Genomic DNA, 16,943 nt, shown 5'->3' on the forward strand with positions numbered 1-16,943 from the left:
TAGTTCGCGATTAAACAACAATAAACCATTCCAGTTTATGGTTTATTGTTTGTAGTTTATGGTTGCTGCCGCGCTTTGAGGTCCGAAAGTAAATTTGAGCTCGCGATTAAACAACAATAAACCATAAACAACAAACTATAAACTGTTACCTATACTCTCATTTAATACTTATCAGGAAGTATTTCTTCAAAATATCCTGCAACAAGTTATGAATGGATTATGGTTGCTGCCGCGCTTTGAGGCCCGAAAGTAATTTTTAGTTCGCGATAAATGAACAACAAACCACAAACCACAAACTGTTACCTATACTCTCATTTAATACTTATCAGGAAAGTATTTCTTCAAAATATCCTGCAACAAAGCAGATGTCAATGGTTTGTTCCTGAACTCTTTTACCGAAGGTATTTTGCGGGCCTTCAATTCATCTTCAGGATTGAACGAAGTGGTAAGCATGATCACAATGATGCTGCTTTTATGTGCTTCGGGCAACGCTTCATATTTCTGCAAAAACTCCCAGCCATCCATAGCCGGCATATTGATATCGAGGAAAATGATCTCGGGACTGGGACATTCTTTGTTCAAAGGTGCAGGCTGGCCCGAGCAGGATAAATAATCCAATGCTTCCCGGGCGCCGGGAATGATCTTTATGTGATGCGTGCACTCCAATTCTTCAACAGCTATCTTGTTCAGGAAGTTAGTGGGTTCATCATCATCGACCAGCAAAATACAGTTTAGTTTCACCTTCATAACAAAGATGGTTTCAATAAAGATTAAAACGGAAACTTATGGGTTGGCGTATATCGTTTTATAACAATAATGGCTAAGAGTTTAAATACATGGTAAAACCAAACCTCACTAATTGATTGCAGGGCAATCACCTCTTTCTTTGGTGACCTTATTAAAACAGTAACCTGTTCAATCAAAATGGTATACGAAGCGGGGGATGTTGGATGCAGTTTCCAGTGGCTCATTCACGAATAAATCAAGGATAAAATAAGGAAACCGGCAGATTTTAAGCCCGTATATTTTCTAAGGGTTACATACTTTCTGGTTTTAATGTGGACTCTATAAAGATAAAATATAAACCCGAATTAAAATATAATTAATTTTACCATGTATATATTTTCACTTATGCGTTAGGTTAACTAAAGCGTTTTTATAATAGGATTGCTAACTGATAAATGTGCAGGGAGCAGGTTACAAACTGCAGGGTGCAGGTAAAATACAGTTGCCGGTTGCCAGGGAATTCAGATTCCAGGTATAGGGCGCCGGTTACCTGTTACGGGGTACCGGTTGCCGGGCCTGCAATGAAGCAAATCGCAAACAGGCGCGAGCCGCGATATTCTTATCACAGCCTGCCCCTTATGAAACCGGGGTTTGCCGCTTCACAATTGCCAATTGCCGTTTCACGATTGCCGACCTCAATGCCCATCAGCGATGGTAAAATAGAAGGTACTGCCTACACCGGGTTCCGACTGTACCCAAATTTTTCCGCCATGCAGCTCAGCGATCTTTTTACAATGCGCCAGCCCGATACCCGAACCGTCGTAGGTGCTGCGGGTATGCAGGCGTTGAAAGATCACAAAGATCCTTTCGAGGTACTGCTCCTCGATACCGATACCATTGTCTTTCACCGAAAACTGCCAGCAACCATTTATTTGCTGTGCATCGATGTGTATTACCGGCTTTATGCCTGGTTTTCTGAATTTGATGGAATTACTCACCAGGTTTTGAAAAAGCGATTTAAGCTCGGTAGGAAAAGCATTATGCAGCAAGGGCAACTGCCCGGTTTTGATGTATACCTCATTTTCTACAACTACATTGTGCAGGTCGGCCAGCACTTCCCGAACGATCACATTACAATCTACCAGGTGGCTTTCATTGCCGCGGCCAATGCGGGAGTAATCGAGCAGGTCCTTGATCAGCGTCTTCATTCTGCCCGATGCCTGTACCACATAGTCGATGTACTGATCGGCTGTGGGATCGAGGCGGCCATGATATTTTTTATGCAGCAACTGTACAAACCCCGAGGTGGTTTGCAGTGGCTCCTGCAGGTCGTGCGATGCTACATAGGCAAACTGTTCCAGCTCCTTGTTCTTTCTTTCCAGTTCGGCCGTACGCTGCTGCACTTTTCTTTCGAGGTTGATATTGGCTTCGCGAATGGTTTTCTCCATCAGTTTCTTTTCTGAAATATCGCGGATGGCGGCGGAAAGCATCAGTCCCTCTTCCGTTACCAACGGGCTCAAACACACTTCAACAGGGAACTGCTCGCCATTTTTGCGAATACCGGTCAGTTCTTCCTTCGTGATGCCGGGTGAGCTGTCGTTCTGCATGCCTTTGCTTTTGAGATGATCGAGAACATCGAACCGGATGGGCATAAGCATACAAACTTTTTCATTGATCATTTCATAGCGGGTATACCCGAACATGTTCACCGTTTGCGCATTCACCAGTTGAATAATACCCTGTTCGTTAACGATCACCATACTATCGGGGGCGCTTTCAAGCAGGTTCCTGAACTTCTCCTCCGCTTTTTTACGTTGCTCAACCTCCGCTTCCAGTTCGGCAGAGGAGCGTAAGGTAAAAGCTACCGGCAGTACTTTTATGAGGTAGAACACGGTGGTCCAGCTTAAGATACCGGTAACGGCCCGTACGAGGGCATTTACGCGGTATAACGGCCACCAGAAGGTTACAGCGTCGAAGAAATGCGTAGCGCCGCAGGCGAGAATGAAACCGGCGAATAAAAAATAGATCCTGATAAAACGGGCGTCGTGTTTTTTCGAAATATAACGGATGATAATGAGCGGAATAGCGAAATAGGCCGACCATACCAGGAGATCGCTGATGATGTACAACCAGCCATGAAATCCGGTCCATTTGCCGCAATGCCACCGTGGCGGCCAGTCCGACGTATCAAATAGTTTTTTGAAAAATTCGGCAACCTGTTTCATGAAAATAGATTTAGTACTGTACGATTAAATACAATAACACTGCAGCTACTTATTCAGAATTGGGAATGTAATGACCGGCGCCTAACCAGGGAGAGACTTGTGAATTTCGATCCTAAATTATGGTAATAATGTGAAAAAGGCAAAATGGGGAATATTTGTGAATCGTGAAACGGCAAACCCCGACTTCATCGGGGCAGGCTGTGAAACGTGAAAGGGCTCGTGAAATTTCGGATGTATTTACAATCTTGCGCCGCTCGAAATTCGGGCCGATTGCCGATTGCCTACGCAGGCCGCGCTGAGGTTTGCCGTACAAAAAAACAGGCCAGCAGTCGTGCGACTACTGACCTGTATATAACCTGAAAACCAACAGCTATTGTTATTCCATTTTTTTAGATGCCGATACTTCAGCTACGGTACCGAACCAGCCGTAGATCTTTGTAGCGCCGCCCGGCGACATGTTTTTTACATTGGCCGGCACGTTCATCAATACCTTGGCAAACAGGCCGCCACTGGTCAACTGCTCTATCGTTTGTTCTATAAACTGATGCGAAGGTTTCGATAAAGAACGCAGCAGCACTTTTACCACATCGCCTTTCTGGTAAGGCTCCTGGTCCGATGTAATGCCGTCGCGGAAGGGCGGAATAAAAGCAAAACCATCACTGATACCTTCATCGCCACCGAATGAACCGTCCGCCGCCAGCATTTCACCCACATGATAGTTCAACGTTCCGTTGCGATACGTACGCACCCAGCAGTAATCTACGGCGCCAACGGGGTCATGCGCATACAGTTTGGCGTAATAACCGGCTTTATCATCCCCTTTTTCCTCTTTAAATTCTCCTGTAATCGAATCGAGTATGGAAGGCCGTTTCAATTCATCGGTAGCTTCAAACTGCTCCCCTTTCCAGTCGATACTCAATTTATAGGTGTGGCCAACGATGCCAATAGCCGCGCTGCCGGCATCGTAATTATAAGCGCCGTTTTGATAAGTGAAAGGATAGGTTGTACCTGCAGTTACGTCTGTAAGGGTGATGGTAGCATCGGATACTGCCTCGGGAGCACCGGCGCTTTGATATTCCACCGCCTTCAGGAATTTGATCGTTTGTACTTCTGGCTGATCGGTGATCCAGGCGTCGACATATGGTAATGCTTCACCTTTGGGCATGTCAAGGTCGATCACCCGTTCACAGGCGGTCAATGAAGCACCTAATACAACTACAGAAATATATTTAATTACTTTAGTACGCATCTTTTAATTTTTTGTGTCATGTTTTTCTTACAACTGAAACTCGCTTTCTTTCTCCTGTTAGAATTTAAAATTCCAGGTCACAGAAGGGATCAGGGAACCGATGATGGATAAACGCACCGCTTCTTTCTTTGAAGGATCGTCTTTGTTCTGGCGGAAATAGATACTGTAGGCATTCTGGCGCGCATACAGGTTATAGATACCAAACACCCATTCCGTTTTGAATTTCTTATCCTGACGGCCCTTCATGGTGGCAGAAACGTCGAGGCGGTGAAAAGCGGGTAATCTGAACTCGCTGCGTTTGTTGGTGCTGTTATACGGGATGGCCATACCCTGAATATCTAACCGTGTATCGGGGAAAGTGGTTGGCGTACCGGAACCATAGGTGAAATTGGCAGAGAAAGACCATTTATCGTTCAAGGTATACATTGCACAGCTATTGATCACATGCGTACGATCGTACCGGCTGAGGTACCATTCGTTATTGCTGATGCCATCGGTTTTACGTAGTGACCTCGACAAAGTATAGTTTACCCAACCCTGCCATTTGCCGGTTTCCTTTTTTACTTCCAGCTCAAGACCATACGATTTTCCTTTACCGGTAAGCAGGTCGGCTTCTACAAACTGGTTCAGGTCGAGATTGGCGTTATCGATATAATCGAGCAGGTCATCCATCTTCTTGTAGAACGTTTCAACAGAGATCTCTACCGGCCAGCCGTTGGGCAGGGTAACAAAACCTGCGGAGTACTGATCGGTTAAAGAAGGTTTTATGTTGTTGGTGCTGGGGAAGTACAGGTCAACCGGTGTAGGCGAAGCTGTATTGCTCAGCAGGTGGATATATTGGGTACTGCGGCTGTAGCCGAGTTTGAAGAAAGTGTTCTTCTTCATTTCATACCGCAATGACAAGCGGGGCTCGAAGAACAACCAGTCGGTAACCGGCTTTTTACTGGTAACCACTTCTTCCCTGTCGAGCGGTTTACGCACATTGGCGGTAGTATCCCTGAAATGATATACAGAGGTCTTACCGAGGTACTGGTACTGGTTCAATCGTACGCCGGCCTGGATCTGCCATTTAGGGTTCAGTTTCCAGGTATCTTCAAGGAAGGCAGCCATTTCGGAACCATAGCGGCGTTTTAAAGCGATCTCCGCTTTATCGCCTTCGCTGGTGGCTACGCCTTTACCGGGATAGAAATTATAATAGATGACGTTTACGCCGGTTTTAACTGTATGCTTGTTGCTGGCAAACCAGGTAAGCGAAGGTTTTACGCCGTAGGTTTGAATGTTGGAGGTCCAGTCGTACCCCTGCGGAATTTCATCATCCGATTTAAACTTCAGCGCATAATCGTATTTAGAATAGTATACGCTTGTATTCAGGAACAACTTGCGATTGAACAGGTGGTTCCAGCGCATGGTAGCGGTAGTGTTACCCCATTTAAAATTTACCTGATCGCCAAAACCAAATACATCGCGGCCAAAATAACCGCTGAGGTAAAGGGTATTCTTTTCATTCAGCTCATAGTTCACTTTGGCGGTGAGATCGTAAAAATACATGGTGCTGTTACGGTCTTCCGCATTGAGGAAAGGTTTTGCCAGCACATCGATGTAGGAACGGCGGGCTGCCACAATAAAGGAAGAGCGGTCTTTTTGCAGCGGTCCTTCAACCGACAAACGGCTGAACACGTTACCGATACCGCCATTCACGGCAAACTTCTGGTTGTTCCCTTCCTTCATACGGATATCGAGCACCGAAGAAGTACGGCCGCCATATTCGGCAGGGAAAGCGCTTTTATACATGGTTACATTCTTAACCGCATCGGGATTGAAAACGGAGAAGAAACCCAGCAGGTGCGAAGAGTTATAGACCGGCGCTTCATCCATAATGATGAGGTTCTCATCAACATTACCGCCGCGCACGTTAAAACCGGCAGCGCCCTCGCCCACGGTTGTAATACCCGGTAAGGTCAGCAGGGCTTTCACCACATCGGGCTCACCCATGAATGCGGGGATCTTTTTTATCTGGGCGGCGCTCAACTGCTGAATACCCATGCCAACGGTATTGGTACGGCGCAGTCGCTTTTCACCGGTGACCACCACTTCCTGCATGTCTTTACCGGCGGTTACATTCAGCGAAGCATCTATTTTGGTATTGCCTTTGAGGTCAATTTCTTTCTGATATGTTTTGAATCCTGAATAGGAAACGATCATCGTGTATTTTCCGGCGGGCAGGGTTACAGCGTAATAACCATAAGAGTTGGTCATAACAGCAATGCCTGCGGGCTGAATGGTGATGGTAGCATTGATAAGCACCTCGCCGTTCGATTCATCTTTAACGTAACCGCTAAGGCTGAATTTGCCGGTTTGTGCCTGCGATGAGCCTATAGCCATAAGCATGAACATACAGGCCACACAAAAACGCAGGGCCTTTTTTGATGGTACAAGCCATTTTTGAGAATTGAGGTCCGGGTTACCAGAGCCCAATGAGCTTAAAAAAGGGACTGAAGAAAAACGCATCAACTGTCGAATCATAAAAATTGTTGGTTTGAGAATATGTGACAACGAGGATTATGTTAACCCCTATAACGTTGCAATATTTTTTTTAAAAACTAATTTTAAGGGCTATGGCAGGCGAAAGGCTGAAGGCTGAAAGCTTAAGGCCCGCCTCCGAAATGGGTTCTTTCCGAATAATTCCGGAAAGCCTGGAGTTCGGGAGTTAACGTTCTGCGTTTGCAGGCTGAAAGCGGAACGCAAAACGCTTAACGCTGCTTTCCGCAATAGAGACGTTCTGAATAAACTCAGGCCTTCCAAAATTCGGACTAAAGCGTTTCGCGATGCCAGGCTGAACGCTGAACGCTGAACGCATAAGGCTTAACGCAACTTCCCGCAATCGGTGTTTTCCGAATAAACTCAGGCACTCCAACATTCGGGCTGAAGCGTTCAGTATTCAGCGTTCGGCTTATTAGAATCGTTGGCTATTTAATTGCAAAATTCAAACAAAAAGGTGGGACTTTTTACTTTTTAACCGAGAACTCACCGGGAATTTACCGGTAAACGAACGGGTGTAAGTATATACAGGGAGTATAAATGAACAATTGGAAGAAACATAGTTAACGATTCAATGTTATATGTTCGGCCAGCCAGTTGGCAATAACATTATTGGCAGCGGCGGAGGGATGGCCGTCGGCAGGAATAAAGTTCTTTGGATCTTTCATATCGATGATAGAAGCAACCGGGATCACCTGTACCCCATATGGTTTTAAGGAATTAAATGCCTTATCGATCTTTGACTTTGAAAGATCACTAACAGGTTTATAAAACCAGTTATAGTCGGCCCAGTTGACAATAATCAACCTGCCACCCGACGCGGTGATCTTTTTTGCCATTTGTTGCAACATCAGAAAGCAGCGTTGATAATCTGCTTCAGACATGTTTTGGACAGCCGCGCGATAGGCGACCTTATGCAAATTATCTTTAAGCACTTTGAATGAACCGAAGCAGCTCAAATAAAAAGCCAGTTTGTCGCCCTTAAGCTGTTTGAATTTATATAATGGTCCTTTGTTGACGAGTGAGTCATGCCGGAGATCAAAAAAAGGTCCGGCATTGTTCCATTCATAAATACCATTAGCGCGGAGGAGATGGTCGTAAAAGAAAGGATAGATGAAAATGCGGTTATGATTATCAAGTGAGCTGAATTTTGAAGAAAACAACTGGTATACCTGGTGAATACCATACCCTATGCCGGCCATATTTACGGTAGAAATATCTGCGGCGGCGCCATAAATGTATGGAAGCGACTGATTATCGTTCAATCCCTGGCCGAAAGTTAAACTACAGCCCACGAAGACAACCTCTTTCTGCGAATTATTGGTTTTATACCCTTTGCGAAAATTGAAGTGAATACCGGAATTGATGGTATCATCCAGGATGGTATAGGCAGCGTTATAGATGGTATCGCCGTTGGGCAACCTCTTTAGCTGGGTATATACTGATGGCTTGCCATAAGTATAGCCCAAGGCAGTTTCAGGCTCGAAAATATTATGGGGCGTCCATGAACTGACAAGCTCTTTTTTCTTAAAGAACAGGCGGTAGGTAAATTCAACAACCAGCAGGGTAACCAGCATAGCAGCCAGGCCAAGTAAAATATTGGATAATAATTTTCTGTTTTTGAGTGCAAAAGCCAGGAAAAAGAGGAATACGGTAAGAGCAATAACAGCGAGGATCTTTTTTTCCATATCAGGGAACCGGGCGATTAGTTTTTATCACCGGCTGCAAGATACAGATTTTGGGAAACAGGTGGAATTATGCCTGTTTCCCAAAAACGAAAGTATTATCAGAAACGGTTATTTAAAACGTGCTCAATGCCGAACGCTTCCAGCCCGATGAGGTTTTGATATAAATATAATTATCGTCCCAGCTAACGTCGCCTTCGGCGCCATTGGTATCCGAAGTAGATGTTGGCGTATATTTTTTGCGCAGACGAAGTTGATTAAAGCCTTCTTCGCCGCTGACATCCAGGCGGGAGGTAATGGTAGAAGAGCCATCGAGGCCGATGCTGGTGCGGCCGCTGGTGGTGTGAAGCTTGACATCGCCATTTACGGTTTCAAGAGCCCTTAAATTATTAGCCGTACCTGTAACCGTGAATTTAATACGCAGGCCGGTTTCCAGTCCATCCTGCGTACCTCTATTCACAGGCTTGTTTAACTCAACCAGGGTTACAGCACCGGCGCCGGAATTAACTGCAGGCGTAGCAATGGTGAACTGATGATGCACCCTGCCATCAATATTGCCGGTAGCGTTTGCAGTAGTATACACCCCACCGGAAGCGGGAACATAATAATTACCCCCGGCAGTAGAAGTTCCATAAAAGCTTGGAGCCATAACCATAGCGCTACTTGTAATAGCGTTTGCCGGACCAAAAGTCAATGATTCCTGAGCAGGGCCGCCATATATGCGAAACGTATTATCATTTACCCATTTGGCGCCTGCACCATATCCACCGGTTTGGTAGGTGGGATGATAAAAGAAAACATCATTTCCGAACCAGCTGGTACCGTTTACCTGTAATCTTTTTCCATTATCTATCCCATAGCCCCCTAATACCACGTTACCATTAGCCTTAACCACCAAGTCTTTGTTAAATACGCTGTCAACACCAAGAATAGTTAAAGCATCCCAGCCTGAGGACCTGTTTGAGGCAATAGTAAATCTCGAATTTATACTTGCACCATTCTCTATACCAAAGGTTACATAGGGTGTATGACCATATGTAAATCCAATAGAATCTGTAATTACTAACGGCCTGCTATCAGAAGCAGAACCAATATAACCGCGACGGTTAGTGTTACCTTGCTTATAAAAATCTACATAGGTACCTTCACCTCCACCCCAACGCAACCTGAACGCGCCGCTGCCACCAGCCCCCAGCGGTGTTGTTGAATTCGTAAAGAACTGGCTGTATGTGGTTCCGCTGACGGTCATTTTATAGCCATAATCTGTGTCGCCACCCAATAAGAAATTTCCAGTGTTGGTTAAGCGGCCGCGCTTTGTATTGTTGGTATAAAAATCGATGTGATGATTGTCACGGGTACCAAAAAAACCGGCAGTACCAAAAGTATTACCGCCCTGCAGCCAGGCAACAGAAAGTTTTAAGGTATCACAGCCTACTACATAAATGCTATCACTAATTTTTACCATCCCTCTTCTGAACTCCGTTCTTCCTCTTCCTTTATTGAATAAGAAGCCGCAAACGTTTTGCGTATGGTTCTCTATGATCAGTTCCGCAGTATCGCAGGTATTGGTGATCTTAACGCTATCTGCTTTGATGGTATAAACGTATTGGGCGTGGAGGGCCTTTTCCAGGCACAGGAGGACAAGGAAGAACAGCATTCTCTTCATAAAAGTTGTTTTATTTTCTAATGATACTATTTGCTTTTTATTAGGGCCTTCAGTTCGGTCATTTCGTGTTTTAGCTCTGTATATTGATCGTTTTGTTTTTTAATGGTTTTATCCTGTTCAATTATATACAGTGTCAATTCCTCGATCTTTTTTAAAAGGGCAGCCTGGTTATTACCTACATCAATACCCTTCTTTTCTACTTCAGCAGCAGAAGGGATACCGGGAAGATGGCTATGTTGGTTAATGAAATTTTCAACTTCCGTTAATGATGGAAGTTGGTATTGTTTACTGAAAACATAATCGGGCCAGCGGCCGGTTTGGGTGATAAGCATTTGTTTGGCGGAAAGGCGGCCGTTGATTGCCAGGTCGGAATTATGAAAACCATTAAAAGCTGAACCTGTATCTTCTCTGTAATACAGGTTGCCGTTGGCGTCACTTACAATAAACCGGGTAAGGCCATTATTATTGCTTAAGCCGCCAAATCGAACAGATCCTGTTGTATGCAATTGGGCGGTAGGCGTTTGCGTTCCAATACCCACACGACCAGCCATGTTTACAGCCAGACCTGGCTGATATTGCTTACCGTAAACATTTAAAGATAACTGGTTATCTGGCAACTGTTGATAGTATCCCGGATCTATAGTCACCAATGTTCCCGTAAATGCAGCCCCAATTTGATTTGAAAAAAGATGCTGATCTGCAGTACTATTAGACTGATAAATGATTCCCTTTTCAGAATATATCCTCGATTGACTATTTAGCTGATTGAACAAAAGTCCATTACCAAATGAAGCAGAGCCTCCTCCCTGGTAAAAGTTTCCAACCAGCTGAAGTTTATTTCCATTATCATTGGCCACTCCAATTATTACATTTTGAGACTCAGCAATCCGCATTGCTTCAGTTTCTACAGCCCCTGTCAAAAAATTCAATTCACGGCCACTTATTTTTAAACTGGCTCTCACATTCTCGCCATTTGCACCACCTAATTGAGTTCCAAAGTAATAATAATTTTGCCTGTTTGGGTAATTGCCACTGTGATCCCATTCATTAAGATTGGAAACGTATGTCATCAACGACGACGAATTAAAATTACCATATGGGTAACCGAACATAAAGAAATTTGATGCAACGTTTACAACCCCATTTGAATATAAGCGGAGCGCAGGATTACCAACATTCCATCCGCCAACCTTGTTTGACGTACCCAAACCAATATAACCATCTCGCTCTACAAGCACATTTTTATATGTCAATCCATTATCATTCGAAGTACGAATCAAAGCATTTTGCCCATCCTCACTATTTAAATACTGTCCTATCTGGACCCGATCCGAACTTCGCGATAAATTGCCTGAAACGGTAACAGCACCGTTTTTACTCACCTGTAATTTATCTCCATTATCAGGCAACATATTACCAATTTGTAAAACACCGTTATTGGTTAACCTGGCACGCTGTAAACTATTCGTATAAAAATCGACATGGTTGTTATCCATTGTTCCGAACACACCGGTTGTCGCAAACCGGTTTCCACCCTGCAACCAGGGATTCATCTTCAAAGTATCACAACCTATAATGGAAATACTGTCGTTTATCCTGATCAACCCTCTCCTGAACTCTGTTCTACCTCTTCCTTTGTTGAATAAGAAGCCGCAAACGTTTTGGGTATGGTTCTCGATGATCAGCTCTGCGGTATCGCAGGTGTTGGTGATCTTTACACTATCGGCTTTGATGGTGTAGATGTATTGTGCCCGCATAGCTTTTCCAATACAAACCAGCGAAAGGAAGAACAGCATTCTCTTCATAAAAGTTGTTTTATTTTCTATTGATACTATTTGCTTTTTATAAGGGCCTTCAGTTCGGCCATTTCCTGTTTTAAATTTAACAGGTCGTTAATTTGATCATTTTGCTTTTTTATAGTTTTATCCTGTTCAATTATATACAGGGTCAGTTCTTCGATCTTTTTTAACAGGGCAGCCTGGTTGCCTCCTACATCAATACCTTTTTGCTCTACTTCAGCAGCGGAAGGGATACCGGGCAGATGACTGTGCTTATTGATGAAATTTTCACCTTCAGTTAATGAAGGCAGTTTATATTGTTTGTCGAAAACATAATCGGGCCAGTGGCCGGTTTGGGTAAGGAGCATTTGTTTGGCGGAAACACGGCCGTTTACTGCCAGGTCTGAATCAAAGGAACCATTAAAAGCACCAAAAGAAGAATCTTCCCGGTAATACAAATTACCGTTGGCATCGCTTACTACTACGCGTGAAAGGCTGTTATTATTGGTTAAACCTCCAAAACGAACGGTACTGGTTGTGTGCAATTGCGCTGTAGGCGCACTGGTGCCAATGCCGGTGTTGCCCGAGGTAGTTCCCAACAATACATCTCCGCTTACTGTTTCAATTGCAACATGTTTACTTCCTGGAACTATACTCGTTAAAATTGGTTTATAATAAATGCCACGCATCGTAAGCGGATTACTTACCGCGGGATTTAAATTGTACACCGGTTGTATGTTAATCATACTGGCTGAATTTCCTGCAATATTATTCGACCTGATCCCGTTTTTTATTTTGATAATACTTTGATCATCGAAATACACATCTTGTCCCAACCCGTTATATGTGTCTGTAAAAACAAACATATCCCTTGCCCAGCCCTGATTGGTTCCCTGGAAAATAAAGCTGCCATTGGTAGGATCATCGACACGAATGCCTGCAGCAGAACCTGCGACCGCTGCTTCCGTGCCGTTAACAATTGATAAATTACCTAAAAGATGTTTGGCGCCATTGGCAAATACATTTCCTATAACCTGTAGTTTATCGCCGTTGTCAGTTTCAGTACCGATCATTACATTCCTGTTTTCTGCGATTTTTATAGCGGTTGCTTCCACAGGTCCGGTTTGAAGATATAGTTCGCGTCCGCTAATTTTGAGCGGCGCTCTTGTTGCGCCATCGAAACTAGTTGTAAGCCGGGTGCCGAAGTAATAATGGTTTGCCCCCCGGGGATATTCAGTTTGGCCAGTCAGCCATTCATTGGTATTTGACACTGCAGTAACCAAAGCAGATGCATTCCATGGGCCAGGTGTATTTCCAAAATAGATCCCCGGGGTCATAATAGACAACAACCCTGAAGCATGACATCTTATTAAAGGAGCACCTACAGACCAGGTATGCGGTGCACTATGCCCCAAACCAATATTACCATCCCTTTCCACTAATACATTTTTATAGGAACCTCCATAATTATTTGAAGTAGCGATAAGGATATTTTGTCCATCAGAGGTATTAATATTGGAACCAATTATTATTCTATCACCTTGCCGTGACAGGTTTGGGTTAATAAAAACACCACCACTGCCCATTACCTGAAACTTATGGCCTTCATCAATTGCAGAACCAAGGGTCAAATTACCGTTGGTTGCCCATCTGCCACGAAGTGTATTGTTGGTATAATAATCAATAGGATTATCATCCAATGTACCAAACTTACCTGTTGTACCGAAGCGGTTACCACCTTGTAACCAGGGATTCAACTTGAGTGTATCACAGCCAATAACAGATATACTGTCGTTGATCCTCAGCAATCCCCTTCTGAATTCCGTTCTTCCCTTTCCTTTGTTAAATAAAAAGCCGCAAACGTTTTGCGTATGGTTCTCGATGATCAGCTCTGCGGTATCGCATGTGTTGGTGATCTTTACACTATCGGCTTTGATGGTGTAGACGTATTGGGCATGGAGGGATATTTCAATGCACAAAAGGATAAGGAGGAAAAGGAATTTTTTCATAACTATCCAGGTTGAAAAATTGGTTGGTTGTTATTAGTTATTTTTTATTACTTTTTTAATTCCATTTCAACCATACAGACCCATCGCTGATCAATTCAATGGTAGACTGATTTGCAATAGAATTGCTGGTAGCGCCATTCGGTAATGTAATGGAAGAAGAGAAGGTCCAGGAATTACCACTATTATTCATATTCCATAAATAAATTCGCTGACCGGTAAAGGAAGAAGCCGACGGTAATGTTACGCTATGGCTTCCGGCACCCGACAAATCGGGCAAGCGGACAAGTGTTCCTGGTGCTGTGGTAAAATCTGTTGTACCTGCAGTTATTACAGTTAAAGCCGGCGCGCCAATGGCGTTTTTCACAAAAGCAGTGGTAGCCACCCGGTTACTATTATCTTCACTATTCATTGTAGTTGCTGTTAATGTATCGCTGAAAATGCCTGTGCCACTAACCTGAAATTTTGCGCCATTATCAACACCAGTGCCAACTAAAATATGCTGATTGGGTTTTCCCAGTATAAATACATTCGACAAAGCCGTATTCAACCCGTTCCCGATAATTGTGGTATTGGTTGTAGCATTTGTATAGGAATGACTTCCAACAACTATATTACTGTCATTGGTGGAAACCCGCCCTTCAGCACCACTTGCTCTTTTCCCAATATGAATATTATTACTGCCTATAGTCTTAGCAAGGCCGTCAAAGGAAACTCCACCGGTACCAATAAAAACATTATTATTTCCAACAGTAGCATTAGAAGTAAAACCACCCACATCAACATTCTCTGAAGAAGTAGTAACCCACTGCATAGATTGATAACCAAGGCTAACATTTCGTATACCACTGGTAAGTCGTTGCAATGCTCCGGGTCCAACCCCAACATTTGCACTACCTGTCGATATTGCGGTCATGGTGTAATCGCCAATAGCAACATTTTGTCCGCCTGTTGTCAGCGATTGAAACAATCCATGTAAACCAATGGCAACATTACCTGTTCCTGTAGGATTAACAGGCTGATTATAAGAAAATATCAGACTGCTGTTTGCAACATTTACTTTTGCTGGCCCTATGGTAAATAAGCTGCCGGTTTGAGTCATATTACCATTCACGTAAAATAATTTATTATCTACCTTAACACTATCACCTAAGAATGGCTTATGAATTAAATTATTATTATTATCATATTTCCACAAAGAATAATCTCCGCCCCGAATCAATAATGTATCGCCACCTAAAATCACTGTTGAATCATTCAATAGCAAGGCCCTTCGGAACTCCGTTCTTCCCCTGCCCTTATTGAACAAAAACCCGGGTACGTTTTGCGTATGGTTTTCGATGATCAGCTCTGCGGTATCGCAGGTGTTGGTGATCTTTACACTATCGGCTTTGATGGTGTAGATGTATTGGGCATGGAGGGCTTTTTCCAGGCACAGAAGTGCGAGGAGCGATATAACTTTCTTCATGGATGTTTATTTTAATAGTAGCGTTTATATTTTTTAAGGTCTTGGGCTAGGGTGATCTTAATCTGTTGTATTATTTTGTAAACCATTGCGAACCGTTGCTATATACTTCAACTGAACCATAATTAGCCGCAATTGTTTTGGAAGAACTGCCATCAATAGTACCACCGGCAGTTATGTTTATGGTAATGTTATATGTTGCAGCGGCTCCACTTTCATCTTTTATGATCATCACTCGATTGGTCATTGATGAAGCAGCCGGAAGGGTTACTGTTCTGGCCGCAGTAAGTACTGTAAAAGCAATCAGGTAATCAGAAGAAAGTGCAGAATACCCGGCATCATTTACGGGTGTACGGGTAATTTGTGGAACATTCCAACTCTCCATTTTAAAGACGTTTCCATTGCCATCAATAACCATGGGTTTACAAGTAGCTGTATCTGATTTCGTAACGACATTCGGCATTTTAAGCGTATCGCTTATATAGGCAGTTCCATTCACCTGCAATTTGGCTCCGTTGTTAACAGTGACAATATTGCTTGAAGATGGGAGAATGACACTTTGAGCAACATTAGATATAATACAAATATTATTTAAATCAGTAGTAACATCATTGCCAAAAATACTGCTGTTGGTTATTGAAGTAGATGCGCTGTTTGTTTGCTTACCTGAATTCCCTCCTACAAACAGACAATTTGTATATAATCCAGCCGGAGAAGAACCAGTTGATTTCCGTGGATTTATAAATATACATTCCGTTGCCTCGCTTCCGGGAAATAAACTATTTCCACCACCGGCATTATGCCCAATACATACATTCCAGTTGCCTGTTTTTATTATTGTACCTGCGTTTGAACCAAAGGCATTATTTCCAAGCCCGGTTGTCGCATTTACAAGGGGTGCATATTGTCCCACCGCGTTGTTAAACGCGCCGGTTGTATTCCTAAACAATGCAGCAGAACCTATTGCCAGGTTCTCATTTGTTGTTGAATTTGTTAAGCAACTTTTTCCGATTGCAATGAAGTTGTGGGGAGATACGATTGAACTACCGCAATCATTACCTAATATAAACGCATCACCCCCGGTTATTGAATTGCCAGTATTTGTTCCCATCACGATAAGATTTGCGGAAGATGAAACATTTGAAATATTTGTTGTATTTCCCAATCCAAAGAACGCATTGGTGGATGTCGACTTCTGGCCCATCATTCTCACTGCCCCTGCATAAATGCCATTATTATCTGTTTTATCATAACTATATGAACCGGCATTTTGTATTTTACCAATGCCATCATCCGTTGTTCTTCCTGCAATAAACTTACCGGTTCCGGAAAGTGAAAGATTAAAACCATTCAGTGGAATTTCCCGGTTATCTAAAAAGGCTGCCGGATTACCTCCGGCCCCAACTGACTGGCCCAGTTGCACATTTCTGCCATCTATGCTCAATCCATTATTAGCGATTATATTGCCACGTAACAACAGCGTATCTCCACCAAACAACAGCGTTGAATCATTTAAGGCTACCACCCTTCTGAACTCCGTTCTTCCCCTTCCCTTGTTGAACAAAAAGCCAGGTACGTTTTGCGTATGGTTCTCGATGATCAGCT

General features: G+C 43.5%; 11 protein-coding genes. 1 reads left to right on the top strand and 10 read right to left on the bottom strand.

The window, feature by feature from the left end; all coding sequences use genetic code 11:
* Positions 1-315: 315 nt before the first annotated feature.
* The 7 genes from A4R26_RS21540 to A4R26_RS21570 all read right to left on the bottom strand — a co-directional run bounded on the left by A4R26_RS21540 (position 316) and on the right by A4R26_RS21570 (position 11,585).
* The gene (locus tag A4R26_RS21540) at positions 316-747 is read right to left on the bottom strand and encodes a response regulator (protein WP_081168339.1); all 432 of its coding nucleotides are present in this window, start codon (positions 745-747) and stop codon (positions 316-318) included.
* A gap of 674 nt (positions 748-1,421) precedes the next feature.
* Positions 1,422-2,951, bottom strand: coding sequence for a sensor histidine kinase (locus A4R26_RS21545; protein WP_081168342.1), 1,530 nt, complete (start codon positions 2,949-2,951; stop codon positions 1,422-1,424).
* Between the two features lie 376 nt (positions 2,952-3,327).
* Positions 3,328-4,200: a DUF4249 family protein gene (locus tag A4R26_RS21550; protein ID WP_081168346.1), complete on the bottom strand. Its 873-nt coding sequence runs from the start codon at positions 4,198-4,200 to the stop codon at positions 3,328-3,330.
* A 57-nt stretch (positions 4,201-4,257) separates the two neighbouring features.
* The gene (locus A4R26_RS21555) at positions 4,258-6,723 is read right to left on the bottom strand and encodes a TonB-dependent receptor (RefSeq protein ID WP_242674981.1); all 2,466 of its coding nucleotides are present in this window, start codon (positions 6,721-6,723) and stop codon (positions 4,258-4,260) included.
* Positions 6,724-7,301: 578 nt separating this feature from the next.
* Complete coding sequence (locus A4R26_RS21560; RefSeq protein WP_081168352.1) at positions 7,302-8,426, bottom strand: hypothetical protein; 1,125 nt, start codon at positions 8,424-8,426, stop codon at positions 7,302-7,304.
* 112 nt (positions 8,427-8,538) lie between these two features.
* A complete protein-coding gene (locus A4R26_RS35690) occupies positions 8,539-10,089 on the bottom strand; it encodes a hypothetical protein (RefSeq protein WP_242674982.1) in 1,551 nt (516 codons plus the stop codon).
* 26 nt (positions 10,090-10,115) lie between these two features.
* A complete protein-coding gene (locus A4R26_RS21570; RefSeq protein WP_242674983.1) occupies positions 10,116-11,585 on the bottom strand; it encodes a hypothetical protein in 1,470 nt (489 codons plus the stop codon).
* A 171-nt stretch (positions 11,586-11,756) separates the two neighbouring features.
* Here A4R26_RS21570 and A4R26_RS35695 point away from each other — a divergent pair, with 171 nt between their 5' ends.
* Entirely contained in the window at positions 11,757-11,918 is a 162-nt protein-coding gene (locus A4R26_RS35695) for a hypothetical protein (protein WP_242674984.1), read from the top strand.
* A gap of 2 nt (positions 11,919-11,920) precedes the next feature.
* Here the strand turns inward: A4R26_RS35695 and A4R26_RS21575 are convergent, their stop codons facing one another.
* The 3 genes from A4R26_RS21575 to A4R26_RS35090 all read right to left on the bottom strand — a co-directional run bounded on the left by A4R26_RS21575 (position 11,921) and on the right by A4R26_RS35090 (position 16,836).
* Positions 11,921-13,876 carry a hypothetical protein gene (locus A4R26_RS21575; protein WP_081168362.1) on the bottom strand — a complete coding sequence of 652 codons (1,956 nt, stop codon included), beginning with the start codon at positions 13,874-13,876 and terminating at the stop codon, positions 11,921-11,923.
* 55 nt (positions 13,877-13,931) lie between these two features.
* Positions 13,932-15,341 carry an autotransporter outer membrane beta-barrel domain-containing protein gene (locus A4R26_RS21580; RefSeq protein WP_081168367.1) on the bottom strand — a complete coding sequence of 470 codons (1,410 nt, stop codon included), beginning with the start codon at positions 15,339-15,341 and terminating at the stop codon, positions 13,932-13,934.
* A gap of 70 nt (positions 15,342-15,411) precedes the next feature.
* A complete protein-coding gene (locus A4R26_RS35090) occupies positions 15,412-16,836 on the bottom strand; it encodes an autotransporter outer membrane beta-barrel domain-containing protein (protein ID WP_165760363.1) in 1,425 nt (474 codons plus the stop codon).
* Between the last annotated feature and the right edge of the window lie 107 nt (positions 16,837-16,943).

The sequence above is a fragment of the Niastella populi genome (assembly GCF_002078015.1).
GTDB lineage: Bacteria > Bacteroidota > Bacteroidia > Chitinophagales > Chitinophagaceae > Niastella > Niastella populi.